This is a genomic window from Amycolatopsis sp. A1MSW2902 (assembly GCF_017312175.1).
Classification (GTDB): Bacteria; Actinomycetota; Actinomycetes; order Mycobacteriales; family Pseudonocardiaceae; genus Amycolatopsis; species Amycolatopsis nivea.
Genome location: NZ_QJPO01000001.1, coordinates 4995724 through 5022142, shown reverse-complemented (window position 1 = coordinate 5022142; position 26419 = coordinate 4995724). Strand labels below are relative to the sequence as shown.

Annotated in this window: 27 protein-coding genes; 14 read left to right on the top strand and 13 right to left on the bottom strand. The window is 69.8% G+C overall.

Annotated elements, in window-relative coordinates; translation table 11 throughout:
* Nucleotides 1–32: 32 nt before the first annotated feature.
* The gene (locus DMP23_RS22945; protein ID WP_337822460.1) at nt 33–896 is read left to right on the top strand and encodes an NAD(P)H-binding protein; all 864 of its coding nucleotides are present in this window, start codon (nt 33–35) and stop codon (nt 894–896) included.
* Here the strand turns inward: DMP23_RS22945 and DMP23_RS22940 are convergent.
* Nucleotides 871–1440 carry a TetR/AcrR family transcriptional regulator gene (locus DMP23_RS22940; RefSeq protein ID WP_037814012.1) on the bottom strand — a complete coding sequence of 190 codons (570 nt, stop codon included), beginning with the start codon at nt 1438–1440 and terminating at the stop codon, nt 871–873. The genes DMP23_RS22945 and DMP23_RS22940 overlap by 26 nt on opposite strands.
* Before the next feature lie 95 nt (nt 1441–1535).
* Between DMP23_RS22940 and DMP23_RS22935 the strand changes: the two genes are divergently transcribed.
* Together DMP23_RS22935 and DMP23_RS22930 are read left to right on the top strand one after the other, a co-directional pair.
* On the top strand, nt 1536–2438 hold the full coding sequence (locus DMP23_RS22935) for an NmrA/HSCARG family protein (RefSeq protein ID WP_337822459.1): 903 nt from the start codon (nt 1536–1538) through the stop codon (nt 2436–2438).
* A gap of 187 nt (nt 2439–2625) precedes the next feature.
* Entirely contained in the window at nt 2626–5253 is a 2628-nt protein-coding gene (locus DMP23_RS22930) for a hypothetical protein (protein ID WP_337822458.1), read from the top strand.
* 15 nt (nt 5254–5268) lie between these two features.
* Here the strand turns inward: DMP23_RS22930 and DMP23_RS22925 are convergent, their stop codons facing one another.
* The 5 genes from DMP23_RS22925 to DMP23_RS22905 all read right to left on the bottom strand — a co-directional run bounded on the left by DMP23_RS22925 (nt 5269) and on the right by DMP23_RS22905 (nt 8692).
* Entirely contained in the window at nt 5269–5724 is a 456-nt protein-coding gene (locus DMP23_RS22925; protein ID WP_337822457.1) for a GNAT family N-acetyltransferase, read from the bottom strand.
* Nucleotides 5725–5790: 66 nt separating this feature from the next.
* A complete protein-coding gene (locus DMP23_RS22920; RefSeq protein ID WP_337822456.1) occupies nt 5791–5916 on the bottom strand; it encodes a hypothetical protein in 126 nt (41 codons plus the stop codon).
* A 43-nt stretch (nt 5917–5959) separates the two neighbouring features.
* Complete coding sequence (locus tag DMP23_RS22915; protein WP_158691359.1) at nt 5960–6121, bottom strand: hypothetical protein; 162 nt, start codon at nt 6119–6121, stop codon at nt 5960–5962.
* Nucleotides 6122–6145: 24 nt separating this feature from the next.
* Complete coding sequence (locus DMP23_RS22910) at nt 6146–7243, bottom strand: glycosyltransferase (protein WP_337822455.1); 1098 nt, start codon at nt 7241–7243, stop codon at nt 6146–6148.
* 180 nt (nt 7244–7423) lie between these two features.
* Complete coding sequence (locus DMP23_RS22905) at nt 7424–8692, bottom strand: cation:proton antiporter domain-containing protein (protein WP_337822454.1); 1269 nt, start codon at nt 8690–8692, stop codon at nt 7424–7426.
* Between the two features lie 213 nt (nt 8693–8905).
* Between DMP23_RS22905 and DMP23_RS22900 the strand changes: the two genes are divergently transcribed.
* From DMP23_RS22900 to DMP23_RS22890, 3 genes are read left to right on the top strand one after another with little or no spacing between them, the layout of a single operon-like run.
* Nucleotides 8906–9433: a hypothetical protein gene (locus tag DMP23_RS22900; RefSeq protein WP_043828319.1), complete on the top strand. Its 528-nt coding sequence runs from the start codon at nt 8906–8908 to the stop codon at nt 9431–9433.
* 40 nt (nt 9434–9473) lie between these two features.
* Nucleotides 9474–10556, top strand: coding sequence for a sensor histidine kinase (locus DMP23_RS22895; protein WP_337822453.1), 1083 nt, complete (start codon nt 9474–9476; stop codon nt 10554–10556).
* On the top strand, nt 10553–11188 hold the full coding sequence (locus DMP23_RS22890) for a response regulator (protein ID WP_037814000.1): 636 nt from the start codon (nt 10553–10555) through the stop codon (nt 11186–11188). The genes DMP23_RS22895 and DMP23_RS22890 overlap by 4 nt, the downstream gene beginning before the upstream one ends.
* A gap of 24 nt (nt 11189–11212) precedes the next feature.
* Here DMP23_RS22890 and DMP23_RS22885 read toward each other — a convergent pair whose 3' ends face one another.
* From DMP23_RS22885 to DMP23_RS22870, 4 genes are all read right to left on the bottom strand, one after another.
* Nucleotides 11213–11821, bottom strand: coding sequence for a hypothetical protein (locus DMP23_RS22885; protein WP_337822452.1), 609 nt, complete (start codon nt 11819–11821; stop codon nt 11213–11215).
* A gap of 17 nt (nt 11822–11838) precedes the next feature.
* Nucleotides 11839–12414, bottom strand: a complete 576-nt coding sequence (locus DMP23_RS22880; RefSeq protein ID WP_337822451.1) for a dihydrofolate reductase family protein — start codon at nt 12412–12414, stop codon at nt 11839–11841.
* Between the two features lie 68 nt (nt 12415–12482).
* Nucleotides 12483–13385 (bottom strand): RNA polymerase subunit sigma-70, encoded by a 903-nt coding sequence (locus DMP23_RS22875; RefSeq protein WP_337822450.1) that lies wholly within the window; start codon nt 13383–13385, stop codon nt 12483–12485.
* A 7-nt stretch (nt 13386–13392) separates the two neighbouring features.
* Nucleotides 13393–14271 (bottom strand): LysR family transcriptional regulator, encoded by an 879-nt coding sequence (locus DMP23_RS22870; protein WP_043828316.1) that lies wholly within the window; start codon nt 14269–14271, stop codon nt 13393–13395.
* A 112-nt stretch (nt 14272–14383) separates the two neighbouring features.
* Here DMP23_RS22870 and DMP23_RS22865 point away from each other — a divergent pair, with 112 nt between their 5' ends.
* The 6 genes from DMP23_RS22865 to DMP23_RS22840 are packed head-to-tail and all read left to right on the top strand — an operon-like array spanning nt 14384 to nt 20900.
* Complete coding sequence (locus DMP23_RS22865; protein WP_337822449.1) at nt 14384–15844, top strand: aldehyde dehydrogenase family protein; 1461 nt, start codon at nt 14384–14386, stop codon at nt 15842–15844.
* Nucleotides 15841–17493: a hypothetical protein gene (locus DMP23_RS22860; protein WP_337822448.1), complete on the top strand. Its 1653-nt coding sequence runs from the start codon at nt 15841–15843 to the stop codon at nt 17491–17493. Before DMP23_RS22865 ends, DMP23_RS22860 begins: the two co-directional genes overlap by 4 nt.
* On the top strand, nt 17494–18483 hold the full coding sequence (locus DMP23_RS22855; protein WP_037813984.1) for a membrane dipeptidase: 990 nt from the start codon (nt 17494–17496) through the stop codon (nt 18481–18483).
* Nucleotides 18480–19172 (top strand): hypothetical protein, encoded by a 693-nt coding sequence (locus DMP23_RS22850; RefSeq protein WP_337822447.1) that lies wholly within the window; start codon nt 18480–18482, stop codon nt 19170–19172. The genes DMP23_RS22855 and DMP23_RS22850 overlap by 4 nt, the downstream gene beginning before the upstream one ends.
* Nucleotides 19169–19570, top strand: a complete 402-nt coding sequence (locus DMP23_RS22845; RefSeq protein ID WP_134663108.1) for a RidA family protein — start codon at nt 19169–19171, stop codon at nt 19568–19570. Before DMP23_RS22850 ends, DMP23_RS22845 begins: the two co-directional genes overlap by 4 nt.
* Entirely contained in the window at nt 19560–20900 is a 1341-nt protein-coding gene (locus tag DMP23_RS22840; protein WP_037813975.1) for an MFS transporter, read from the top strand. The genes DMP23_RS22845 and DMP23_RS22840 overlap by 11 nt, the downstream gene beginning before the upstream one ends.
* 49 nt (nt 20901–20949) lie before the next feature.
* On the opposite strand, the gene DMP23_RS22835 is transcribed toward DMP23_RS22840, so the two are convergent.
* Both DMP23_RS22835 and DMP23_RS22830 read right to left on the bottom strand, forming a co-directional pair.
* Nucleotides 20950–21612 carry a fasciclin domain-containing protein gene (locus DMP23_RS22835; protein WP_337822446.1) on the bottom strand — a complete coding sequence of 221 codons (663 nt, stop codon included), beginning with the start codon at nt 21610–21612 and terminating at the stop codon, nt 20950–20952.
* Between the two features lie 64 nt (nt 21613–21676).
* Nucleotides 21677–23194: a molybdopterin-dependent oxidoreductase gene (locus tag DMP23_RS22830; protein WP_337822445.1), complete on the bottom strand. Its 1518-nt coding sequence runs from the start codon at nt 23192–23194 to the stop codon at nt 21677–21679.
* A gap of 185 nt (nt 23195–23379) precedes the next feature.
* Here DMP23_RS22830 and DMP23_RS22825 point away from each other — a divergent pair, with 185 nt between their 5' ends.
* Nucleotides 23380–24699: an outer membrane protein assembly factor BamB family protein gene (locus DMP23_RS22825; protein WP_337822444.1), complete on the top strand. Its 1320-nt coding sequence runs from the start codon at nt 23380–23382 to the stop codon at nt 24697–24699.
* On the opposite strand, the gene DMP23_RS22820 is transcribed toward DMP23_RS22825, so the two are convergent.
* A complete protein-coding gene (locus DMP23_RS22820; RefSeq protein ID WP_337824436.1) occupies nt 24689–25183 on the bottom strand; it encodes a DinB family protein in 495 nt (164 codons plus the stop codon). The genes DMP23_RS22825 and DMP23_RS22820 overlap by 11 nt on opposite strands.
* 50 nt (nt 25184–25233) lie before the next feature.
* Here DMP23_RS22820 and DMP23_RS22815 point away from each other — a divergent pair, with 50 nt between their 5' ends.
* On the top strand, nt 25234–26412 hold the full coding sequence (locus DMP23_RS22815; RefSeq protein WP_337822443.1) for a DUF6236 family protein: 1179 nt from the start codon (nt 25234–25236) through the stop codon (nt 26410–26412).
* The last annotated feature ends 7 nt before the right edge of the window (nt 26413–26419 follow it).

Sequence of the window (26419 nt, the reverse complement as noted above, 5' to 3'; positions counted from 1 at the left end):
CCAGTGGGGTCAACTTAGATCTAGGGGCAGAAATGATCGTTGTCACCGGCGCTACCGGCGGGTTGGGCGGCACCACCGTCGAACACCTCCTCAAGCGCGTACCCGCCGACCAGATCGGCGTCAGCGTCCGGGATCCCGCGAAGGCGCAGCACTTCGCCGACCGCGGGGTGCGCGTGCGACAGGGTTCGTACGAGGACCCGGCCGCGCTGCGTGACGCGTTCGCCGGTGCTGAGCAGGTCCTTCTGGTGTCCGGCAACGACCCAGCCGCCGACATGGTCAGCCTGCATCGAGGCGCCGTCGACGCGGCTGTGGCGGCCGGGGTCCGGCGGATCGTCTACACGAGCCAGCACGGAGCTGTCCCCGGAAACCCGTACGGGCCGTCCGACATCCACATCGCCACCGAAGCGATACTGGCCGACTCCGGAGTCGCCTGGACCGCGCTGCGCAACGGCGCCTACGGCCCGCTTGACCAGGTGCTCGGTCCGTGGCAGGGGACCGGAGAGATCGCGCAACCGGAAGACGGGCCCGTCCCGTACACCGACCGTGCGGACATCGCCGAGGCCACTGCGGTTGTCCTCGCTGGAGCCCGCGTCATCGACGGCCCCGTCACGCTCGCCGCTCCGGCCGCGGTCACCTTCGACGACTTCGCCGGGATCGCTTCGCGGCTCACCGGTCGTAGCGTCAAACGTGTTGTCGTGGAAGACGAACGGTGGGTTGCCGACCAGGTCGCGCTCGGCGTCCCGGAACAGCTGGCCCGGCTGATGCTGACCTGGTACCAGGCTTCCCGCGCTGGTTATTTCGCCGAGCCCGGCACCCTGCTGACGGAGCTGCTCGGCCGCGAGCCGCGCTCGGTCGCGGAGCGGCTTGCCGTCAGCCTCGACCCGGCTGCGGGCTGATTCCCGCCACCGCGATCCGGAACAGCCGGCTGGCTTCGGCGGCCGGTTCCGGATGGCGTTCGGTCGTCAGCGTGATGCCGACGATTAGCGCGATCAGATCGCCGACCGTCACCTCCGGCGAGACGGCCCCGTCGCGAGCGGCGCGGGCCACTAGCGGCGCCGCGGACTCCTCCAGCGTCATCGAACAGGAGTTTCCGTGCGTCGGATCCGGCACGTCGTACGCGAGGGCGGCGGCGAGGCCGCGCGCGGTCACGCAGTAACTGACCACATCGTCCAGCCATTCCAGGAGTGCTCGGCGGCTATCGGCTTCCCCCGCTAGTTCTTGCGCACGCGCGGCCAACAGCGCGATCCGTTCCTGCGAAACGGCTTCCAGTAGTGCGTGCCGGGTGGGGAAGTGCCGTCGCACGGTCGCGGAGCCGACTCCGGCAGTGCGCGCGATCTGCTCCAGCGACGCGTTCGCCCCGTGCGCGGCGACCTCCGCCTCGGCCACCTCGAGAATCCGCGCGTAGTTGCGCCGCGCGTCCGCGCGCTGCTGGCCGGGCATGGCGTGACCTCCGGGTTTGCTAAGTGGCGGGCCCCGCCGTATCGTAGCGGACACGAAACGGCGGGCCCCGCCACTTAGCGTTCCCAGGGAGAATCATGAGTGAGGCAGCACCGGTACTGGTCGTCGGCGCGACGGGACGGCAGGGCGGCGCGACGGCGCGCGAGTTGCTGGCGGCGGGAGTTCCCGTCCGGGCGCTGGTCCGGGATCCGGCGGCGGACCGGGCGAAGGCGGTCGAGGCGGCGGGCGCGGAGCTCGTCGTCGGGGATTTGCTCGATCGGGACGGGCTGGCCCGGGCGGTGAAGGGCGTGCGGGCGGTGTTCAGCGTGCAGATGCCGGACATGAGCGGGGCCGAGCCGGATTTCGCCGGGGAGGTGACCCAGGCGGTGAATCTCATCGAGGCGGCGAAAGACGCGGGCGTGCCGCAGTTCGTGCACACCTCGGTGAGCGGCGCGGGATCGCCGGAGCTGGCCGACGAGCGCTGGGCGTTCCTGGCACCGGCGATGGAGGCGAAGGCAGCGATCCAGGATCGGCTCCGGGCGGCGGAATTCCCTCGGTGGACGTTGCTCAAGCCGGGGTTCTTCATGGAGAACTTCCTGCCGTCCATGCAGTACGTCTTCCCGCGCGGCATCGAGGGCGGTCTGGTGACGATCCTGTGTCCGGAAACCCGGTTGTCGCTGGCCGCGACTCGCGACATCGGCCGGGCGGCCGCGGCGGCGATCGCGGAACCGGAGCGGTTCCACCGGGTCGAACTGGAACTGGCGAGCGACTTCCGGTCGATGGCCGAGATCGCGCCGATCCTGTCCCGGGTGCTGGGCGTGCCGCTGCCTGTGCCGGACATGACCGTCGAGGAGGCGCTCGCCGCGGGGATGCCGCCGATGGGCTTCTCCCACGCGATGCTGAACGCGCTCGGGCAACCGGCGCGGCCCGAGTTCGCGCGGGAACTCGGGATTCCGCTGACCAGCTTCGAGGAATGGGCTGAGACGGCTACGTGGGCTTGAACGCTTGGCGCAGCAAGGATTCCAGATCCGGACGGGGCACGGGTCGTCGGTGTTGAGAGCACGGGACCCTCGTCGCCGTTCTGGCACGGCGGGCTGCTTTCCCGGTAGAAAGGAAAGATCATCGGGGAGGGAGTACCCAGTGAAGGTCCTTCTGTGTAAATTTGTCCCCATCGCGGCAGTCGCCGTCTTGGCAGTCACCTTGGCGCCGTCGGCAGCGGCGAGTCCGGCAGCTTCGCCCGAATGGCGCGTCGCCGATGGCCAGTTGCTCTGGACCGCGCCGAAACCGCTGTTCGGCGACGGTGCGGTGGAGTTCTGGTCCGGCGGCAAGCTGCTCGGCCGAGCCCAGCCGCGGGCCGACCTGCGGACGTTCTCGCTGCCAGCCGGCGGGATCCGCGATCTGCGCGGGCTGGAGGTGCGCGTCGGCGGCCGTTCGCTGACCAATCCGCCTCGCGCGACGGCGAAGCAACCGGCTGCGGTGCCGCTGCCCGAGCTGCCCGCTAATGCGGTGGATCCCGGTAAACCCGGGCAGTTCTCGACGGTCAAGGGCGAGTACTCGCTCGACCCGGTGCGGCTGCCGGGGCTGGACGGGCCGATCGAGATGCAGGGCCTGGTCGTCGCGCCCCGGCACGCGCCGGGGAACCGGCCGCTGGTGGTGTTCCTGCACGGCCGTCACCAGCCCTGCTACAACCCGGCCGATCCGGGCGACTACTCGACGGCCTGGCCGTGCAAGGCCGGGATGCTGCCGATCCCGAGCTACCGCGGCTACCTGCAGACCCAGGAATTGCTGGCGTCGCAGGGATTCGTGACAGTGTCCGTTTCGGCCGACGCGATCAACGCGCTCGACCACGCGGCCCAGGACGGCGGCGCGCAGGCCCGGTCGTCGCTGGTCCGGCTGCACCTGGCGCACTGGGCGGACTGGTCCGGCAGCGCGCGGGCGACCGCACCGCAGATCGTCCGGGATTCGCCGGCCGCGGATCTGTCTAATGTGTTGCTGGTGGGGCATTCCCGCGGCGGCGAGGGCGTCAACCGCGCGGCGATGGACAGCCTCTACCCGCCGCCGGGCGACACCGGGTTCTCCGGGCCGGTCCGGTGGAAGATCCGCGGCGACGTGCTCATCGCGCCGACCGTGTTCGGGTTCAACCCGGTGCCGGACGTCCCGTCGGTCACCTTCCTGCCCTCCTGCGACGGCGACGTTTCGAATCTTCAAGGGCAGCAATACGTCGACGGTACGCGCGGCGTCAGCCAGGGCACGGCTCTGCACAGCGCGCTGTACATCTCGGGCGCCAACCACAACTACTTCAACTCGGAATGGACGCCTGGTGTCGCGGTAGCCCCGGCGCAGGACGATTTCTTTTCCCCGCAGCCGGATCCGTACTGCTCGCCCGGCATGCCCGCGCGACTGACGGACGCGCAGCAGCGAGCGGTCGGCGCGACCTATGTCGCCGCTGCGGCGCATCTGTTTCAGAAGCACGATCTGCGCATGGAGCCGCTGCTGGACGGTTCCGGCGTGCGCGCGCCGTCCGCCGATCCGGCGCATGTGCTGGCGCACGCTCTCGGTGGCGCGCGGACCCCGATGCTGGTCCCGGATTCGTCGACCAAGGTCACCGGCAGCGGCGACGTCTGCCAGCAAGTGGGCCCGGACCGGCGGTGCCTCGTCGACTCCGGCGCGTCCAAATCGCCGCACTTCGTCGGGCTGGACGACGCTCCCGATCCGTCGCGGACCGCCGTGCACGTGCGCTCCGCGACGGCCGGGGTACCGGCGAAAATCCAGCTGCCGCAACCGGTTTCGCCGAACGGTGCGCGGGCGCTGGCGATGCGGCTCATCGCGCCGGAGAACGTCCCGGCCGAGTCGTTCGACGTCGCGGTCTTCGACACGCGGGGCAAACGCACGAAACTGGGTGCGGTGACGGTGGCCGGACTGGCCGGAAACGAACGCACGAAATCGTTCTGGGGCCAGGAAGTCCGGGTCCCGCTGCCGCCGCATCTGGAGGTGGCCAGCCTTGAGCTGACGCCGCGGACAGCGGGCGGTGAGGCGTGGCTGCTGGACGCGTACGCCTGGCGTCCCGGCCTGCCCGACCCGAACCCGGCTCCGCTGACCCGGATCGACCTGGGTTCGATAACGGTCAAGGAAGGCGATTCCGGCTCGAAGACGTACCAGATCCCGGTCACCGTGACCGGCGACGGCGGCGGTTCGCTGCGCGTCTTCCGGGCGGACACGGTCTCGCCGATGTCGGTGAAGTGGACCTATCAAGCGGTCGCGCTCGCGCCGGGACAGCACACGCTCGACCTGCCCGTGACGGTCGCCGGGAACACCCGGTGGAGCTGGCCGTACCGGATGCTGGCCGAGGTGCAGGCCACCCGCGGCACGGTGATCGGGTCGGCGGAGGGCTCGCTGAACGTCGAGAACGACGACCCGGCTCCGAAGATCAGCGTCGGGCAGTCCGAGGCGTCCGCGGTGGAGGGCAGTGCGCTGACGTGGCCGGTCCGGCTGTCCACCGCGGCCGATTCGGACGTCAGCGTGCTCGGGCAGGTGAAGGCGCCGAAGACCGGGCCGGAACTGATGACCTCGGACGTCGATCCGGAGTGGCTGATCGAGCACGGCCTCGATCCGGCGAAGAAGCAGCCGTTGTCGGAGACCGGGTTGACGGCGGTGGTGCAGATCCCGGCGGGCAAGACGAGCGGTGAGCTGACGATCCCGACTGTGCGGCACGACGGGGCGGACCCGGCGAAGCACGTGCTGCTGCAGGTGACGGGCGAGCCGAAGGAATCCGGCCCGGACGTGGACGTCACGGGGACGGTGACGGACGCGGGCTGAGGCCGGACCGCTCGGTCAATCCTCCTGCTCCGGGTTTCGGACCAGGAGGATTTTCCGTCCGCGCCTGCCGGTTTCGCGGAAACCGTGCCGCAGATAGAACGCGAGTGCTCGGGGGTTGACCTCGAGGACTTCGAGCACTAGCGGCTGTTTCCGCTCCGCCGCGACGTCGATCAGCCAGCGGAGCAGCCGTCCGCCGATTCCTTGGCCTTGGTAGCGCGGGTCGAGTTCGATCCGGCCGAGCCAGATCTCCGTCGGCCGGTACTCGACCGCGAGCAGGCCCGCGTCCGTGTCGTCGACCGTGATCACCTGCCACGTGCCAGGTGCGAAGGCGCGGTCGTGGTAACGGCGCTGGGTTTCGTCGTCCCAGCCCCAGATCGCGGCGACGTACTCGCCCAATGCGGCCCGGTGGACGCGGAAGCAGAAATCGCTGTCCGGGGCCGTTGTCGGACGCAGGCCGATCTCGCCTGGCATGCGTTCAGGGTAGCGCGGTCACTGGTCCTGGTTGCGCACCTTCGGCAGGATCCGCCGCGACGTCGATCAGCCAGCGGAGCCGCCGCCGATTCCTCGGCCTTGGTATCGCGGGTCGAGTTCGAAGGCGCGGTCGTGGTAACGGCGCTGGTTTTCGTCGTCCCAGCCCCAGATCGCGGCGACGTACTCGCCCACGCGGCCCGGTGCACGCGGAACAGAAATCGCTGTCCGCGGCCGGTCATCGGTCCTGGTTGCGGACCTTCGGCAGGATCCGCAGCATGGCGGTTCCCGCTGCCAGCAAAGCGAATCCCGCCAACAGGAGCCACAGGACGTTCACTCCGGTGAACGCGAGTCCGCCGGTCATTCCCGCGGCCGAGGCCGCGCCGATTTTCTGGTACATGGGTTCCCTCTTCCGTCCGGGTGTTCACCAGTTCTTGCGGGTGCGCAGGAGCGCGTCCGCGTATGCCTTGAGATGGCAGGCTTGCAGGAAATAATCGAGCACCAGCTCGTACATCGACGCGGCGAGCAGCATCCGGCGCCAGCCGCGGTAGCGCACGGTCACTACCCGCTCCACCACGAAGATCGCCGAGATGCCGAGCCACCACGGGTTGAGGTGCAGGCCGCCGTGGAACAGGGCGATCGCGAGGGCGGTCAGGTAGATCCCGCTGACCAGCACGCCCGCGATCGTCATCAGCTGCCTGCCCCAGTACCGCCATGTGACGCGGGTCAGTCCATATTGGACACAGTTCTCCACCGCGCCGCGCTTCCACCGCAGGCGTTGGGTCCACAGTGCACTCCAGCTCGTCATGACCTCAGTTTCCAGCGTGCACGCGCTGGGCGAGATCACCCGGTGGCCGAGGTGCAGCAGGGCGAAAGTGAGCTCGTTGTCCTCGGTGAGCACGGTGGTGTCGTAGATCCCACCGCGGCCGTCGCCCGCAGGCAACCGTTCGGCGAGCCGGGCAGCGGGGACCTCGCGGAGGGTGCGGACCCGGAACATCGCCGCGGTTCCGGTCAGCACCAGGCATTTTCCGCGCAGCCGGTGCACGTCGCGGGCGTAGCGGGCGTATTCGTTGCGCTGGAGGTGTCCGACGAAACCGCCGCCCGGTCCGCCGCGGAAGACTCCGCCTACGCCGCCGTATCCGTGGTCGAGGTGGTGCAGTGCGGTGCTGACGAACTGCGGGTCCAAAGTGGAATCGGCGTCCTGGACGAGGATCACGTCGTCCTCGTCCAGGCGCGGCAGCAGCCAGGCGAGCAGCTGGTTGAGGGCACCGGCCTTCTTGTGCGTGTTGTTTGTGGACGGTCGCACCCGGGCGCCGGCGATCGAAGCCACGGCGGCGGTGTTGTCGGTGCAGTTGTCGGTGACGACGAAAACCTCGTCGACGCTCCGGTCCTGTCCGCGCAGCGCGGCGACGGTGTGCGCGATCTGGGCTTCTTCGTCGTGCGCGGGGATGACGGCGACGACGCGCACGCTGCCGGAACGGTGCCGTCCGGTTCGTGGTTCGGCGAGCGTGGGTGCGGACATGAGCGGGGGTCCTCTGCGCGGAACTGCGACGTGGTGCGTCGCGCTTGACCCTTACTCTGTCGGCGGTCACGGAACGCTACATGAATCGTCCAGAGACCACCCGCGCGGGGGAGAATTTCCGCGAAACCTGTGTATTGCCTAGGGATTCTCAGTCTGCCGACTGGTCACTGTGCGTACCGGCTACTGAGACTGACGGTGCGTCCGCGGGGTCATCAGGCGGGCGATGAGCGGCGTCGAGCCGAGCCCGTGCAGGGCCACGCTGCCGAGGACGCAGACCACCGTCAGGGTCAGGACGAGGTCGCTCTCCTCGCCGGTCAGGCCGTTGATCGCCAGCAGTCCGAACACGACCGACGTCGTGCCGCGCGGGCCGAGCGCGCCGACGAGGAACCGGTCCCGGTGCGGCATCCGGGTCCGGCTCAGCGACAGCATCACCGGCACGATCCGCAGGACGGTCAGCGCGAGCAGGCAGAACACGACCGGCTGCCACGCGATGCCGAAGGACGCCACGACGACCGCGGCGCCGCCGACGACGAACCACATCGCCATGGTCAGGATCCCGGTGACCTCTTCGAGCAGTTGCAGGTCCTCCGACGGCCGGGCGAAGTGCTCGCGGGCGTGGCTGTCCGAAATGCGGAGGTGCCGTGCGGCGAAGGCGCGGTAGACGTAGCGGAAGGCGATCCCGCTGACGAAACAGGCGACGAATCCGTTGCCGTCGATGGCGACTGTCGCCGCGTAGGTCAGCAGGGGAGTCGTGAGGAGGGCGATGCGCCGTCCCTGTCCGGAAGTCCAGCCGGCGCGGACGGCGAGGAACAGCAGGATGCCGATCACCGTGCCGACGACGGCTCCGGCGACAATGGCTTTGATCGCGAACGGCAAAGCGGTCGCGAGCGCTTTCCCGGCGGTATTGGCCGTATTGTCGCTGCGCGCGAGAATGAGCGCGAAAAGGAACAGCGGCGAGACCAATCCGTCGTTGTAACCGCTTTCGACATTCAGCACGCTGCGCACTTGCGGCGTGAGAGTTCGGTCCCGCACGACGCGTTCCGCGGCGGCGAAATCACTCGGGATGACGATGCACGCGACGATCAGCAGCAACGGCCACGACAGACCCGGGAAGAACGCCCAGCCGGCCAGCATGGCCAGGCCGAGGCTCAGCGGCAGCGCGAAGAACAGCACCCGCGCGACGAGGCCCGGCGCGTGTCCCCACAGCCGTCCGCCGCGCACCTCGGTGGCATCGACGAAAAGCAGCATCGCGAGAATGAGTTCGGCGACGTGCTGCGCGATTTCGGTGTCGAAGACCTCGAGCAGTTTCGCCGGACTCGCGAACAACGCGGTCGCGGCCCCGCACAGCACCATCAGCACGGGCGCGGCGATGTTCCACCGGTCGAGTCGTTTGGCCGCGAGCGCGCGCAGCAGAACCGCGGTCGAGAGGACCAGCAGTGCGGTAATCATCGTTCGTGAGGCTCCACGGCTTTTGGTCGCGCCCAGCCGTCTTCGGCCGCTGACGCTCCACAGTGTACCGGCGGGGGCCGGCCGGGCCCGGCATTCCGGGTGTACGTCACGTCCACCCGGATTCGGTCGATGGTTGGACGATTCTGCGGGCTCCGCTCCCTAGCGTCGGGAACGCGGGTGTTCCGGCCCGCCTGACTCCGGAAGAAGGCCGTGATGACTGACGCTCTCATCATGGGCGGGATCCTGCTCGCCCTCGTTCTTTTCACCCAGGTGGGCCGCCATCGGCACAACCTGGTCATGGGCATCATGCCGTTCGTTTCGTGCACCGTCATCGGGGTCCTGTACTTCACCGGCGGGATCTCGCTCACCGCGCCGAACCTGACGGCCGGCCTGGTCGGGGCTGTCGTCGGCGGCGTCGCCGGCGCGGGGCTGATCGCGACCACGCGGGTGGAGCGCAGCCCGGACACCGGGCGCGTGCAGACCTGGGCGGGCTGGCCGTACCTGCTGATCTGGCTCGCCGTGCTGGGCGGGCGGCTGGTGTTCGTGTGGGCGGTGGAGAACGTGCGCCCGTTCGCGGTGAAGGTCGGCGAATTCCTGGTCAGCGCGCATCTGGACAAGGACGGTGTCGGCCTGTTCTTCGTGCTGATGGCGCTGGCGATGGTCGCGGTGCGGGCCGGCGGGGTGCTGTGGCGGTCCCGGCAGCTCGAAGCCGTCCGCGATGGGCAGCCGGTGCGGGCCTGACTACGCTGAGCTGCGAAGAAGCCCAAGGGGAGGGAATGCGATGACTCGGCTGCCGCTGGTCCTGATGCGGCTGCTCACGCCGGTCGCGTTCGTCGCGATTCTCGTCACCGCGCAGCCCCCGGCGGAGTGGGAGTGGGTGCCGCTGGTCGCTTCCTCGGCGAGCGGCCTGGCGTTCGGGGCGCTGGACCTTCGCTGGCCGCGGGCGGCGGTCGTGCTGCTTTCGCTGGCCGCGCTGTTCGGCACGGTCGTGGCGGTCGCGGACCCGAGTCTCACCGGACCGTCGCTGGTCTGCCTGTCCTTGCTCGTGTTGTCCTCGCTGGCGGCGATCACCCCGGCGGAGATCATCACGGTGGCTGCGGTCGTGGGGGTCGCAGCCGCCGTCGGCGGATACCTCGCCGGGCAGCCGGGCGAGCTCGTGGCGGGGAACGCGCTCGCGGTGGCCGTCGTGGTGCTGCTCGGGCTCAACCGGCGGCAGTACCGGGTGCAGGCACGGCAGGCCCGGGACCTGCTGGACCAGACCCGGCTCACCCAGGAGGCCGTCGCCCGGGGCGCGACGCTGGAGGAACGCGCCCGGCTCGCCCGGGAGGTCCACGACATCCAGGCGCATTCGCTCTCGGCGCTTTCGCTGCATTTGCAGGCCGCGGCGCGGTTGGTGGCCGAGTTGCCGTCCCCGGACGAAAAACTCGCCGCGTGCGTGCAGAAAGCCGGGCAGCTGGCGCAGGAAGGACTGATCGAGACTCGGCGGGCGGTCCACGCATTGCGCGGCGATCCGATGGCGTTGCCGGAGTTGTTCGGCTCGCTGCCGGACAACGCGTCGATCCAGGTGACCGGCGAACCGCGCGAACTCCCCGCGGACGTCACCCTGCTGCTGTACCGCACTGTCCAAGAAGGACTGTCCAATGCGCGCAAGCACGCGGCGGGTGCGCCGGTGTCGGTCGAACTGTCCTATCTGGACGGCGAAGTGACGATGACGGTCGTCAACCGGACGGGGTCCGGCAGCGGCCTGCCCGGTGCCGGATACGGGCTGACCGGTCTGCGCGAGCGCGCGGAGCTGGTCGGCGGCGAGGTGACCGCGGGCCCGGATGGCGCGGGCTGGCGGTTGTCGGTGAGGATCCCGGCATGACGATCGTGCGCGTGCTCGTGGCCGAGGACCAGCCCGCGGTGCGGGAGGGTTTGGTGCTGCTGGTCGGGTTGCTGCCGGAGATCGAGGTCGTCGGACAGGCGGGCGACGGGATCGCGGCGATCGAGGAGACCCTGCGGCTGCAGCCGGACGTCGTGCTGATGGACCTGGACCTCCCGCGCTGCGACGGGGCGGCGGCGACTAGGCGGATCGTCGCGGACCTGCCGGGCACCCGGGTCGTGGTGCTGACGACTTACGCGGACAGCGCGTCGATCGTGCGCGCACTGGACGCGGGCGCGGTCGGCTACGTGACGAAGGCGGCGAACGGCGACGAGATCGGCCGCGCCATTCACGCGGCGGCGGCCGGGCAGACCGTGATGGACCTGTCGGTGCAGCGGACATTGCTGGCCGCGGCCCGGCGCCCGGCCGCACCGCCGGAGGACGGGCTGACGGCGCGCGAGGTGGATGTGCTGAAGCTGGTCGCGGCGGGGCGGGGGAACCGGGAGATCGCGCGGGAACTGCAGGTCAGCGAGGCGACGGTGAAGACGCATGTGAACCGGATCTTCGCGAAGACCGGCTGCGGGACCCGGGCGCAGGCGGTGCGTTACGCGCATCAGCACGGCTACGCGGACTGAGCGACGACCTGGGTTCGCGGACAGTCAGCGGGCGAACCAGCCGGAGCGGAAGACCGGAGCCTCGCCCGCCACGGCGCGGCGGCACCAGTCCGCGACCGCCTCGCCGACCTCCGCCGGGCCGAGGGAGGACGTGTCGATCACGGTCATCGCCCAGTCCGGACCCGGGACGCGCCCGACCCAGCGGTCCCAGCGCATCTCCGGCCAGGCGTCCGTCGTGACAGCTTCCGGGAGATGACCCGGGTTGTGAGCGTGCGCGCGCAGCCACGCCGCGAATGCTTGGTTCGCGGGGCTCGGCTCGCCGCGGCGGGCGAGCCGAGCCAGGTGGGCCTCGTCGCTGAGGTCGAGCAGGCAGCCGGCGATGTCGATCCGGTCCGCGCTCGGCGCCGCCAGTGCTTCGCCGACCGGTATCGGATCGCCGGCCAGCAGCAGGTGCCTGCCTTCGGCTTCGAGCGCGATCGCGCGCTGCACCGCGATTTCCACCTGCTCCTGCCGCCACGCGACGGTCGGCACGGCCGGGATCGGGCCCAGCGTGCTCAGTTCGGCGGTCTCGTACGTTTCGCCGAGCAGAGGCCGCGCGTGCATGCGAGCGGTGGTTTTGCCGACGCAGGACGCGCCCGAGACAACCAGCAACATTGCCCTGACGCTAGGGCCTACTGCTCGGAACCTTCCACCGAATTTTCCCGCACGTACCGCGAAAGCGTCGCCGCGCCAACGCGTTCCACCGACACGCATTCCAGGTGCGCGGGTCCGGTGCCGTCCGGGAAAAGGCGGGTGCCGTGGCCCAAAATGGTGGGGAAGGTCAGCAGCCGGTACTCGTCGACGAGGTCCGCCGCCATCAGCGTGTGCACCACGCTCAGGCTGCCGGTGACGACGACGTCCCGCTCTTCCCGTTTCACCGCGTCGACCAGGTCGCCGTCGAGGACCGACGAGTTCTGCCACGCGCTGGTGTCGGTCAGCGTGCTGGTGGCGACCAGCTTGGGCACGGCGTTCATCCGCTGCGAGAACGGGTCGTCGCGGTGCGGCCACAGGTGCGAGAACAGCTCCCAGGTCTTGCGTCCGAGCAGCAGGACCCCGTCGTCCAGCGTGGCGCCGAGGCGGAATTTGTCGCCCGCGACGGACTCCGGGCCGTGCCGGAACGCCCAGCCGGCGTCCGGGGCACCGGAGGAGGCGTCCGGGTCGGACGAAATGCCGTCGAGGGTGGTGAAGGCGATGACGATGACGCTCATGGCGGAGATCCCTTCAATCGGTGTCGCCAGTACTTACCGGCGGCCCCGGCCGAACTCATCGGCGAATCTCAAAAAATCTTCGCCGGCAGGTCGAATGCCTGGAAAACGCGCGGATCGGCGAACACGGCGTTGTGCGAAATCCGCCCGTCGGCGACGGTGAAGACCTGGAGAGTGTGCAACTGGCCGTCGGGGGTGTAGGCGGCGAGCGCGGGCTGCCCGTTGGCGGTGAGGCCGCGGACGGTCCAGCCGACGCCGCGCATTTCGAAGACCCGGTGCATGAACCGGCCGTAGTCGTCGCTGCCGCGGAACCAGAGCGGGACCGGCGGCATTTCCAGGATCGCGTCGTCGGTGAGCAGCCGGACGAGCGCCTCGACGTCGGCGGCCTCGAAGGCTTGCGCGTACCGGTCGATCACGGCCTGGGTTTCCGCGTCGTCCGGTTCGGCGATCTCGTCCATCGCGCCCGCGTCGGCGAGCGCGGCGCGGGCGCGTTGCAGTGCGCTGTTGACCGCCGGAACGGTCGTCTCCAACTGGGTGGCGACCTCGGCCGCGCTGAATTCGAGCACCGACCGGAGCACGACGACCGCCCGTTGCCGCGCCGGGAGGACCTGGGTCGCGGCGACCCACGCCAGCCGCAGTCCGGCGCGGGTGTCGGCATCGCAGCGGGCGTCGGGGAACGGCTGCAGCCACGGGATGTCCATCGCCGGTTGCAGCGGCGCGCCCGGATCGTCGCTGGCGGCGCCGAGACCGGAGGGCAACGGACGCCGGGCCCGGCCTTCCAACGCGGTCAGGCAGACGTTCGTCGCGATCCGGTACAGCCAGGTCCGGACCGAAGCGCGGGCCGGGTCGTACCGGTCGCGGGCTTTCCACGCGCGCAGCAGCGTTTCCTGCACCAGATCCTCGGCCTCGTGGAACGAGCCGGCCATCCGGTAGCAGTAAGCGGTCAGTTCGCCGCGGTGCGATTCGAAGTCCACCGCGTCATCATCCGGCACGTGCGACGCTGAGGAAACGGTCGACCACGGGGTTGTTCTCGTGGTCGGTGCGCGAGATCGCTGAGACGGTGGAGAACGCGCCGGGGTCGGTGAGGGTGAGGTAGCGCAGTCCGGGCAGTTGCAAGGCGCGTAAGGCGTTGGGCACGATCGCGATGCCGGTGTCGGCGGCGACGAGACCGAGCATGGTCGGGAATTGGACGGCTTCCTGGACCACGCGCATCCGGAATCCGGCGCGCAGGCACAGCGTCTCGATGTGGTCGTGCAGCCGCGAGACGCGCGTGCGCGGGAAGGCGAGAAAAGGCTCGTCGGCCAGTTCCGCCATCTCGACGGTTTCCTTGTCCGCCAACGGATGCGTCTCGGACACGGCCACGATCAGCCGTTCGCGGCCCAGGGGGTGCACAGTCAGTCCGGCGGCTTCGCCGACCTCGCGGGCGATGCCGACGTCGAGCTGACCGTCGCCGAGCGCGGCGATTTGCGCGTCCGTAGTCGATTCGGTCAGTTCAAATCGGACGTTCGGCCATTGCCGGCGCATTTCCAGCACCGTGGCGGGCACGATTTCGAGCGCCGCTGAGCTGACGAACCCGATCCGCAGCAGTCCGAGTTCGCCCCGTGCGGCGTGGGCGACCGCGGTGAGGGCGTGTTGGCTGTCCGCGAGCACACGACGGCCTTCGGTCAGCAGCACACGGCCAGGTTCGGTCAGCTCGACGCTGCGGGTCGTCCGCAGGAGCAGCCGCACGGACAGCTCCTTCTCCAGCTTCGCGATCTGCTGGCTGAGCGCGGGCTGGGCGAGGTGCAGCCGTTCGGCGGCGCGGCGGAAGCTGCGTTCCTCGGCGACCGCGACGAAGTAGCGAAGCTGGCGGAGTTCCACGCCGCTGATAATGGTTCCTTATCAGTGAGTAGGCAATAGATACTTCACTCTGTGTTCCGCGCGACTTAGCGTCATGGACGACAAGCACCGTCGCGAACGTCGAGGAGCACCCGTGGATCACGCATTGTCGTTGCAGCACTTCGTAGCGGGACGGTGGGTTCCCGGCGACGGACCGGTCGCGCGGAGTATCGACCCGGCGGATCCCGCGCAGATCGTGGCCGAGTACCGGACGGCCGGTCCGGAACTGCTGGACGAGGCGGTGCGCGCGGCGGTGGCGGCGCAGCCGGAGTGGGATCACCAGGGCACCATCGCGCGCGGTCTCGTGCTGCGGCGGGCGGCGGAACTGCTCGCCCAGCGCGCCGAATCGGTGGCCGCGTTGATGACCCGCGAACAGGGCAAGACGCTGGCGGAATCGCGCGGCGAGGTGGCTGCCTCGGTCGAGACGCTGCACTATCACGCGGGCCGGGCGCGCAGTGCCGACGGCGTGCTCTACCCCTCCGGCAACCCGGACGAGGTCGTGCGGACCGTACGCCGTCCGCTGGGTGTCGTCGGCGTGATCACGCCGTGGAACTTCCCGGTGCAGATCCCGACGTGGAAGCTCGCGCCCGCGCTGCTGTGGGGCAACTCCGTGGTGTGGAAGCCGGCCAGCGACACGGTCGCGCTGGCGGTCGCGTTCGCCGAGATCCTGATCGAGGCCGGGGTGCCGGACGGCGTGCTCAACCTGCTGCTCGCGCCCGGATCGCTGGGCGCTGAGCTGGTGGAACGGCCGGAGCTGTCCGGCGTCACCTTCACCGGATCGGTGCCCGTGGGCCGGGCGATCCAGGCCGCGGTCGTGCCGCGCGGGGCGAAGGTACAGCTCGAACTCGGCGGGCACAGCGCGGCGATCGTCCTGCCCGACGCCGACCCGGCCCAGGCCGCCGCGGCGCTGGTCACCGCGTCGATGAGCGGGACCGGGCAGAAGTGCACGGCCGCCCGCCGGATCATCGCGGTCGGGGACGCCTACGACCGGCTGGTCGCCGAGCTGTCCGCGCGGGTCAAGGGCCTCGTGGTCGGCACGGGCACGACGCCGGGAGTCGAGATCGGGCCGTTGGTGTCCGCCCGGGCGGCGGAAGAGGTCGAGGGCGCGATCCAGCAGGCGGTCGACGAGGGCGCGACGGTGCTGGCCCGCGCGGACTGCCCGCAGGGCGGGGCGTTCGTCGCGCCGACCCTGCTGGCCGGGACGCCCGAACTGACGATCAGCCAGGAGGAAGTGTTCGGCCCGGTCGCCACCGTGCTGCGCGCCGCCGACCTGGACGAGGCGATCCGGCTCGCGAACGGCACCCGGTTCGGGCTCACCGCGGCGGTGTTCACCGACGACGAGCGCGCGGTGCGGCAGTGCCTGCGCGACCTGGACGCGGGCATCGTGAAGGTCAACGCGCCGAACACCGGGTCCGAGGTGCACGCGCCGTTCGGCGGTCTCAAGGACTCGTCGTTCCCGGCGCCCCGCGAGCAGAACGGCGAATCCGCCGCGGAGTTCTTCACCTGGACCAAAACCGCGTACCTGCGGACGTCCGCGCCCCGGGAACAATCGTGACCCGGCCCGCGGACACCGCGCTCGCCCCGGCGGAACTGGGCGCTGCCCGCTACACCCGGCACAGCTTCGCGCGGTCGTTCCTCCGCCAGGCGGCTCGGGAACGCTGGGCAGTGTCCCGCACCCGGTGGGAGTTCGACGGCAGCGGCCACGGCGAGGCGGTGTACCGGATCGATGCGGGCGGCACTCTGCTGCACTTCACGGTGTTTTCCACGGTACTGCAGGAAAACGAGCGCACTGACCGCGTGATCGCGAAGCGGTGGGATGTTACTGCCGCGCTGGTGGAAGGCCCAGTTCCGGACACTCGGATGGCAGAGCTGCGTCGTGAAGTACCACGGCAGGAAGCTGGCCGAGCCGACGCCGCCACGCTCGTGTGGACTCGGGCGAACCGGAGCGAACGGTTCTTCGAGTACGTCGCAGCTCAACTGGCCGCCGGTGAACAGCCAGACTGCGCCACGATGGGCGACAACTGCTACATCCTGCGCAGCACTGCCTTCTACAGCAACGGAAAGTTCGGTCTCGCTGACTTCGACCGGCTTGCCGAAATTCCGCCGCTACGGGTGCCGTATCGCGCGCAAATGCTGGCCGCGTGGCTGCTTCGCGAGTTCAGCTACGACCTGGTCGAGCATTGCGCCGCCCGGCGTAACCCTGCCGCGGCAAAGCTTTCCGGCGACTGGCGGCGGTATCTCGGCCTCGGGAACGCGACCGGACTCGGCATGGTCCCGTTCGTGGTGAACCATCCGCACATCCTCGACGCCTGGTGCTCGGCGAGGGAACTCCCGCTGGCCCATGCCCTCGACGCGGAGGCGGACGCCGGTGCGGTCCGGCGGGCGGGCGAACTGCTCGACCGCGCCCGCCGGTACTTCGCCGAACGCGACACCCTGACGACCGCGCCGTACCTGACCGGCCCCGAACTGGCTGAACGTCTCGCCGGAATCGCCTCGCTGCTCAGCGAATTCCCCGCGGGCGGCTTCCGGTGGCGGGACCTCGACGACCGAGCCGCGGAGTTCGGCGCCGAGGCCCGGGCCGTGCTGCACACCGTCCTGGTCGAACTGGACGACTCGCTCGACTCGGAGATCGAGCACCTGCTGACCTGTGACCAACGACGGCGCGTCGACCTCGCCCAGTCCTGCGGCGAGCTGCGCGACCTGCTCGCCGACCGGTATGACTGGACCCGCGAATTCGACTTCACCGACCCGAACGAGCAAGCGAGGTTCTGGTTCTCCGCCGAGGACAACGAAGAACCCCGGCGCGGCAACCGCGGCCAGGACCCGGGCGAATCGATGGAACACCCGATCGACATCGCCCGCGCCGTGCACGCCCTCCGGCACGACCTGGCCGCCGCCGACGCGGGCCGTTCGGTCGCGGAGTTCCTGCTGGAATTCCCGTGGCACCGGGGAATCGTCGCGCGCGTGCAGTCGGTCGCCGGGCTTCGCTACGGCGAGGTCCGCGCGAACCTGCTCGCCGACGATTTCCTCCCGCTGCACCTGCAGCGATTCCAGCTCGCCCTCTACGGCATGGAGAACTACAGCCCGCAATCGACCGACTGGTTGCGCGTCACGCTGTTCTCCGGCGCGCCCCGGGCGCGCGACGTCGAGTCCGGAGTGGACGACGACTGGCTGTTCACCCGCAAGCCCGGAAAGGAGTCCTGAGTGGACCCCCTGGAGCACGGCGACCTCACTGTCGTCGACGGACTGCAGATCAACAACTGGGACCGCAAAGTCCTGGAGGAACTGAAAGCGGGCGGCGTCACCGGGGTGAACGCGACCTGCGCGGTCTGGGAAGGCCCGCAGGAAACGCTGCGCGCGGTCGCGGACTGGTACGAACTCGCGCGGGACAACGCCGATCTGGTCGTCCTCGCCGGGAACGCCGACGACATCCGGCAGGCGAAGCGCGACGGCAGGCTCGCCGTGCTGCTCGGCTTCCAGAACACCTCGCCGTTCGGCGACGACTACCGGATGGTCGAGGTCTTCCACCGGCTCGGCGTGCGCATCGCGCAGCTGACCTACAACATCCAGAACCTTGTCGGCGGCGCCTGCTACGACGAGCACGATTCCGGGCTCACCGCGTACGGCCGGTTCATCGTCGCGGAAATGAACCGCGTCGGGATGCTGGTCGACCTGTCGCACGTCGGGAACCGCACGAGCCGCGACGCGATCGACGCCTCGGCCGGGCCGGTCGCGATCACGCACGCGAACCCGCTGTCCTTCGCGGATTCGCCGCGCAACAAGCCGGACGACGTCATCGACGCGCTCGCCGCGCGCGGCGGAGTGCTCGGCTGTTGCCTGTACCCCAACGTGATCGGCGGCGAGAAGACGACCCGGCGGCAGTTCTGCGAGATGGTCGCGGGGCTGGTCGAGCGGATCGGGCCGGACCACGTCGCGCTCGGCAGCGACTGCACGCGGAACTGGTCGCAGGACTACGTCGCCTGGCTGCGCAACGGCCGGTGGCGGCCCGCGTCGGCGGTGCCGGTGGAGCCGCAGTGGCCGGTGTGGCCGAACTGGTTCGGCGGGCCGGCCGATTTCCCGGTGCTCACCGAAGGATTGCTGGAAGTGGGCTTGGACGAGACCGTCGTGGCGCAGGTGCTGGGCGGCAACTGGCTCCGGCTGTTCGACACGGTCTTCCCTGGAGCCGGGCAATGACCGCGGCGAGGGCCGAGCGCGTCTCGGCGGCCGAAATCGTGCAGACTAGGGTTTCGGTCCGGGAGATCCACGAGGTTTCCCTGCGCGCCTTGCGGGCTTCGGGGCTGAGCAGCGGCGAGGCGGAGCACCTGGCCGAGGTCGTCGCGACCGCGGAGATCCACGAGGCTGCCGGGCTCGACGCCTTGACCATCGAGACGGCCCGGATCCCGGCCGGACGGGTCGGTCTCCGGCTGGAACATTGCGACGGGTACGCCGTGGCGCACGACCCGGCTTCGCGCGGCCCGCTGCAGGCTTTCGTGCCCGCCTGCGAAACGGCCGCCGTGGTGGGCACGTTGGTCGTGCCGGGAATGGCGGGCAGTCCGGTACTGGACTGGGCTGCTTTGGACATCGCCGAACGGGCCGGGCGGATACTGTCCCTTTCGGACGGTGGACACCGCACAGTCGTCACGCCCGGCGGGGATCTGCTGCGGCTCCCCGCCGCTGCCGAACCACGTCCGCCGGTCGCGGGATTGGTGATCCGCCCGCTGTCCGAGGTGCCGGACGCGCAGGTTATTTCCACCGCGGCGGAACGGAAACAGCGACATCGCGAAGCGGTCACCCATGGCGTGTCCGTGAAAACTCCATTGTGGACTCTCGCGTACTCGATCGCGCGCGGGTTCCTGATTCCGGACCACCGGGAGGGCCGATGACCTCGCGCGAGCTAGTGGCGCATCCGCACGGACCGCGGCCCTACGCCGGAGCCGCCGTGTTCGGCGGGGTGATCTGGGCGTGCGGGCAGGTCCCGGCACGGCGGGACGGCAGCGTCCCGGAAGGAATCGACGAGCAGGTGCGGGTCGCCCTCGACAACCTCGAGGACACCCTGCGGGCCGCGGGAGGGAGCCTGCGCACGCTGCTCAAACTGACGGTGTTCCTCGCCGACCTCGGCGAGTTCGACGCCTACCACCAGGCCTACCTCGACCGTTTCGCCGGCATCGACCTGCCGCCGCGGACCACGGTCCAGGTCGCCGGGTTCCGGGGGACGAAACGCATCGAGATCGACGCCGTGGCGGCGGTCGGCAGCGAGGAGACCAACCGACATGAAGACTGACCGCGCACCGGACAACGCTGTTCGGGCGACCCTGGATTCGGCCCGGCTCAACGGGTTCCACCGCAAGCTCGCGCTGTACTCGTCCGGCGGGCCGTTCCTGGACGGCTACATCCTCAGCATCATCGGCATCGCGCTGGTGCAGATCGGCCCGCAGTGGCAGATGGACTCGCTGTGGTCCGGCCTGATCGGCGCGTCCGCGCTGGTCGGCGTGTTCATCGGGGGAGCGGTGTTCGGCCCGCTCACCGACCGGATCGGCCGGAAGCTGATGTACACGATCGACCTGATCGCGATCATCGTGTGCTCGGTGCTGCAGTTCTTCGTCGCCGACGCCGCGCAATTGTTCGTGCTGCGGTTGCTGATCGGCATCGCGGTGGGCGCGGACTATCCGATCGCGACCGCGCTGGTCACCGAATTCGCGCCGAAAGCGTGGCGGGCGCGGCTGGTCGGCGGGCTGAACGCGATGTGGTTCGTCGGGGCCACCGTCGCCGCGTTCGTCGGGTTCTTCCTGCTGAACGTGGACCAGGGCTGGAAGTGGATGCTGCTGTCGTCGGCGGTGCCCGCGCTGCTGATCGTGATCGCCCGCACCAGCATTCCGGAATCGCCGCGCTGGCTGCACAGCAAGGGCCGCGACGCGGAAGCGCTGGAGGTGCTGCGCACGACGATCGGCGAGCACGCCACACTGGACGATCTCCCGGAAGCCGAAACGAAAACCCCGATGTCCGCGTTGTGGCGCGGCGGATATCTCAAGCGGGTCGTGTTCATCTCGATCTTCTGGACGTGCACGGTCGTCCCGTTGTTCGCGATCTACGCCTTCGGGCCGCAGATCCTCGAACTGTTCAACCTCGGCGGCGGAAACCTGTCGCACCTCGGCTACGGCCTGATCAATTTCTTCTTCTTCGTCGGCAATATCGCCGCGCTGCTGCTGGTGGACCGGCTCGGCCGCCGTCCCGTCCTGATCTGGGGCTTCGCGATTTCCGCGGCCGGACTGTTCTATCTCGGTCTGCAACCGGGCGCCGCGTTGTGGCTGATCGCGCTCGCCTTCGCGGTGTACGCGGTGTTCAACGGCGGACCGTCCATTCTGGAATGGATTTACCCGAACGAGCTGTTCCCGACGGAGGTCCGCGCGTCGGCGGTGGGGCTCTGCACCGGGATCAGCCGGATCGGCGCGGCAGTCGGCACCTTCGCGACACCGTGGGCGCTCACCAATCTCGGATTGTCGGCCACGATGTACATCGCCGCCGGAATCGCCGCGCTGGGCGCGATCGTGAGCGCGTTCATGGCCCCGGAGACCAAGAACGTCGATCTGCACGTGGCTTCTTCGCTCAGCTAGAACGGGAAACCGGGCCCGGCGCCGGGGAGGCGCGCCGGGCCCGGTGGCTTCAGTTCTTGTTGGTGCCCGGGGTGAGGACCTTGTCGATGACGAACACGGTCGCGTTCTTGGTCGGAATGTTCCCGCACAGGATCTTCGCGCCGTTGACGGTCATGTTCTCGCCCGAACCCTCGATCTTCAGCGGGCCGCCCGCGGTGTTGAGCGAGGTCACGGTGCCCGCAGCGGCGAGGCCCTTGGCGTCGTAGCGCTTGCCGACGACGTGGTACTGCAGGATCGGCGCGAGCTGGTTCGGGTTGGCCGCCAGTTCCTTGAACTTCGCGTCGCCGAGCGCGTTGAACGCCGGGTCGGCCGGGGCGAAGACGGTGATGGCCTGCTGGCTGTTGAGGGTGTCGACCAGGTTGGTGGCCTTGACCGCCGCGACCAGCTTGGTGAGCAGCGGGTTCGTCGAGGCCGCGGACGCGACCGGCTGCGGGCCCATCGAGTCGAGCGAACCCGGCGCGCTGCCCTGCGGGAGCTGGGAGCACGCGGGGCCGAACACGTCGGCGTTGGTGGTGACACCGGAGTCGCTGCTGGACATCGGCGCCGAGGACGGCATCGACGAGGGCATCGCCGACGGGGAGCTGCCCGAGGCGTTGTTGTCGGTGCTGGTGCCGCACGCGGTGAGGGCGAGGGCGGCAGCGGCGCCGATACCGGCGAGGCGAAGGGTCTTCACGGCAATTCTCCGTTCACAGTGGATTGTTCGACAGGGATTCGGCGCCGGCCCGGCACCGGATTGGTCAGGAAGCGATAAAAGTCGTGGAATGCCATCCGGTCGCCCCGTCGGGCACGGTTCCGGCGCGGGCTTCGGTCTGGGTGTAGCCGGAGTTGTCGGTCGCGCGCACGAAAACCTGGTGCGTGCCGGGCTTGACGGAAATCTGGGTCCACCACATCCGCCAGGTGTTCCGGTTCACCTCGGCGGACAAGGTGGCCGGCTGCCAGGGTCCGCCGTCCACTTTGGTCTCCACCTTGGCGATCCCGGTGTGCTGGGCCCAGGCGACGCCGGCGATCCGCACTGCCCCGGCCGGAACGGTGGCGAATCCCTTGGGCGTGTCGATCCGGGATTCGGTCTTGACCGGCGCCTGCTCGCCCCAGCCGCGGCGAAGCCAGTACGCCTGCCGGGCCTTCCACGTGGTGACCTCGATGTCGACCACCCATTTGACCGCCGAGACGTACCCGTAGAGCCCGGGAGTGACCAGCCGCGCGGGGAAACCGTGTTCCAGCGGCAGCGGTTCGCGGTTCATCCCGATCGCCAGCATCGCGCCGCGCGAACGGTCCAGCGCGGCCGCGACCGGGGTGCCGGACGTCCAACCGTCCACACTGGAGCAGAACAGCTGCTCCGCGCCCGGCTGGACCCCGGCTTCGGCCAGCAGATCCGCGAGATCGACGCCGACGAAGTTCGAAGTGGACACATAGTCGCCGCCGACCTCGTTGGACACGCACGTCATCGTCACCGTGCGCTCGACCAGCGGCCGGTCGCGGAGATCGCGGTAGCGGTACCGGATTTCCCGGTCGACCATCCCGTGGATCCGCAGGCTCCAGTCCTCGGTGCGCACCTGCGGAACCGACAACGCGGTGTCGACGCGGTAGAAGTTCCGGTTGGGCGTGAGGAACGCCGGGGTGCCGAGTTTGGCGAAATCCGCGTCGGCGGGAATGGGCGGAGCCGAAACCGCGGGCACGAGCGGCCCGACCGCCTCCCGGGACGCCGCGGCATCTCTCGTTCCGCTGATGGCCTGCCCGGCACCGCCGAGAACTCCGGCCCCGACGACCGTGCCGACGCTGCCGAGCAAGAACGACCGGCGCGACGAATCCGTCGCCTGCTGTCGCGCCGCGATTCGGTGCAGCAGCAGGAAAACCGCGACCCCGACGACGAGACTGACCAGCGGAGCCAGCAACGCGACCGCGGTCAGATCCGGCCGCGCGGCCACCGCGACCCCGCCGATCAGTCCAAACGCGACAATGATCGCGACACCCGGCCACGGCTTCCGCCGGGACAGCAGCCCCGCCGCCGCGGAGACGACGACCAGCACCGCCGCCATGCCGCCGAGCAGGACGGCTTTGTCGTAGGTGCCGAAGGTCCGCACCGCGAAGTCTTTCAGCGGCAGCGGCGTCAGGTCGATGGCTCCGTTGCCGACCGCGAGGTACGGCGAGGCGTTGACGTTGCCGAACGATGCAGCCAGGTGCCCGGCGGCCAGCGCCGAGAGCAAGGCGAGCACGCCGCACAGCGCTGCCGGAAGGAACCGCAGACGGGAGGTCATGCCAGGCATTCGCAGCCGGACCGGGCGCGGATGGGTGGGTATGCGTCACCCGTCCGGGGGTCCGCTCGGGCCTGTGGCGCCTTTCTCGGCGCATTTGCGTGATTTCGTGCGCAAGCGGCCGTTCCGTCGGCTAAATTCCCGGACGATCCCGGATGGAGCAGTCATTCGGGAGAATGGGGACACCGATGCGGCGAATGTTGATCACTGCGGCCTGTCTGGGGGTGCTGGCAGCCACGGCCGCGTGCGGCGGCGGGGCGGCCCCGGCCCTGCCCACCGACCAGGCCGGACCGGCCGGGCAGCCGCCCGCGTCGTCCGCCGAGCCGGAAGCGGTCACCGCCGATCCGCCGATGGCGTTCGACATGAGCAAGGGCGTCGCGCTGCCCCGCACGGCGCTGCAGGCCAACATGGGCGGCTCGGTCACGTCGAAGTTCATGACGCTGCGCGACCGCACCGGCTACATCATCGCCCCCGAATCGCTGAGCGCGGTCGACGTCCTCACCGGCCGGGAGAAGTGGAACACCAGGATCGAGGGCCCGGCCGCCGACCCGAACGCGCACAAGGGCCCGTTCGTCGAGCAGAGCGGACCGCGTCCGCCGCTGGTCACCGACCAGCTCGCCGTCGGAGCCGTCCCGCTGCGGATGCCCGAACAGGGCACGACGCCCGGCTACCTCGCGCTCGCCGTCATCGCGGTGAATCCGCAGACCGGGGCCAAGGTCTGGCAGACGAACACCAAGATCGCCGACGACCAGTACGGGATCAGCGGCGACCGTTCGGTCACGCACGTCGTCGCGGCCACCGGCAAGGCCGTGGTCGCCAGCTTCGCGCAGTCGGAGGGCAACCTCACCGTCGCGCTGGACCCGGCGACCGGGAAGCAGCTGTGGGTGCGCAAGGACTACGACGCGGGCAGCGTGAACGGCGACGTCGTCGTCGGGGTCGACTCGAATGTCGCCGAGAACGAGTCGATGGTCCAGGCGACCGCGCTCGACATCGCCACCGGCCAGCAGAAATGGGTCGGCGCCGCCAAATCGAGCGCGGTCGAGATCCTGCCCGCCGATCCGGCGATGGTGGTCCTGAAGGCCAACGAGTACAGCAGCGGCCACGCCTTCCTGAAGTTCCTCGACGCGGCGACCGGCGCGGAGAAGTTCTCCGTGGAAGGCACCCGGAACCTCGGCCCCGATTCCTACGGCGACTGCCTGTACGACGAGCAGTCGGTGCTCGCCTGCACCGACTCCGGCGTGCTGACCGCGTACGATGCGAAGGCCGGGACCAAACTGTGGAGCCTTCCGGACCAGGCCGCGAACCGCGTCGCGCCGGGCGGCCTGACCGTCGCCTGGCACGGCGCGCTGTACGGCTACACCAACGGAAGGCAGCCGATCGTCCTCGACGCCAAGACCGGCAAGGACCTGTCCACCGAGGTGGGCTTCGTGCCGGACTGGGTCAGCAAGTACGCCGCGGCGGGCGTCGACCAGGACGGCTCGCCGAAGGCTTATCCGGTCAAGAAGTAGCCGTCGCGCCATCCTCCGCGAGGATCTGCTCGCGGAGGATGTCTGCGTGCCCGCAGTGCTGTGCGAGTTCGCGCAGCACGTGCAGGTAGACGAACCGCAGCGGCAGCGGGCCGCGGCGGTTGCCGGGCAGGATGTCGGTCAGTTCGAGCGACGCGGTGGCTGCACGGGCGGCTTCGCACGCCTCGCGGTGCGCTTGCTGAATGGACGCGATGGTGTCGTCGTCGGTGAGGACGAACGATTCGTCGGGCGTCTCCGGGATCCCGATCTCGGCGCGCGAACGCCCGGTGACGGCCTCGTCGAACCAGACCTTCTCCACGAAGGTCACGTGTTTGACCAGCCCGAGCAGCGTGGTCTTCGACGGCACGAGCGACCGGCGGGCTTGCTCCTCGGTGAGCCCGTCGAGGCAGTGCTGGAGCGCTTCGCGGTGTTCGTCGATGAAGTAGTCGAACTGGGCCTTGGCGTGGTTGTCGATCGCTGATTCCATGGGCACGGACCCAGCTTGCCGGATGTCGGAATCCAGGTGAAGGAGCAGGCATGCCGTCGCTCGGCCTGTACTACCCGTGGACGCACTTCCAGAACGACAACTGGCTCAAGCTCGCGCTGCTGACCTGGGACCGGCTGGCCCGGATGCGCCCGCCCGCGGCGCCGGACCGCGACGGGGACCTCGTCCGCCGTCTCCGCGGGGAGACCGATTTCCTCGTGGAGACCGCGCCGAGCGCCGCCGTGCTGAACGTCGTCGCCGAGTCGTTCGGCGAGATTTTCGATGCCGATCCCGGCCGCCTGCTCGACCGCTACGGGCTGGACGAGCCGCGGGCGTGCGACGGAGACCCGAGCGGGCCGGGCTGGCGAGGGTACGCGCCGCCGATCACCCAGCACATGGTGATGGGGCCGCCGCCGGTCGAGGTGCTGACGGCGGTCCCGGTCGGCGGGCCGGGCGCGAAAATGACCGGTGGGCTCCGGGACGGGCTGATCCGGCTCGGCCTCGCGGTGCCGATGGACGGACAGTGGGTCGGTCTCGACCCGGAGCTGGCCTCCATCTACCTCGCGGTGCTGGCCGACGCGATGAGCCACCGCGAAGCGCTGTCGCCGGTCACCGACGACCCGCGCATGCATCACGCGACCGGTGCGCTGGACCGATTGGTGTCGCTGGTGTTCGACGAGCACGTTCCGGTGCCGGCGGTGGAGAACGTTTCCAGCGCCTACCTGCAGATCGCGCTCGAGACGGTGCTCGAACCGTCCCATGTGGACCGGGTGCCGGCGGAAAAGCTCATCAGCTTCCGGGAAAAGCACCGGGCCGAACTCGCCGCGTTCCAAGCGCACGTGGCGAGCCTCGGCCCGGAACTGCAAGCCGCCGCGGAAGCGGAGAACCTGGAAGTGGCGGCGGCGCACCTGCGTGCGTTGTACGAAACCCGGACCCGGCCGCAGCTGGACGAACTCCGCAAAGCGTTGCGCGGCATGGGCATCGAGGCGTCCGCGGGAACACTGGTGCAGAAGATCGACCTCAACGCGGCGGCAGGCACCGTGCTCGGCAGCGTCGCCGCGGCGGGCGGACAGCTTGCGGTAGCGGGTGCCGCGGTCGCCGTGACGCTCGTGCCTTATCTCGCGGGGAAGACGAAGGCGCGGCGGCAACAGGTGGCGCAATCGCCGGTGGCGTATTTGCTTGCGGCGGACCGCAAACTCACCGGACGCGCGCTGCTGCGGCGCGATCGCTAGGGGACGC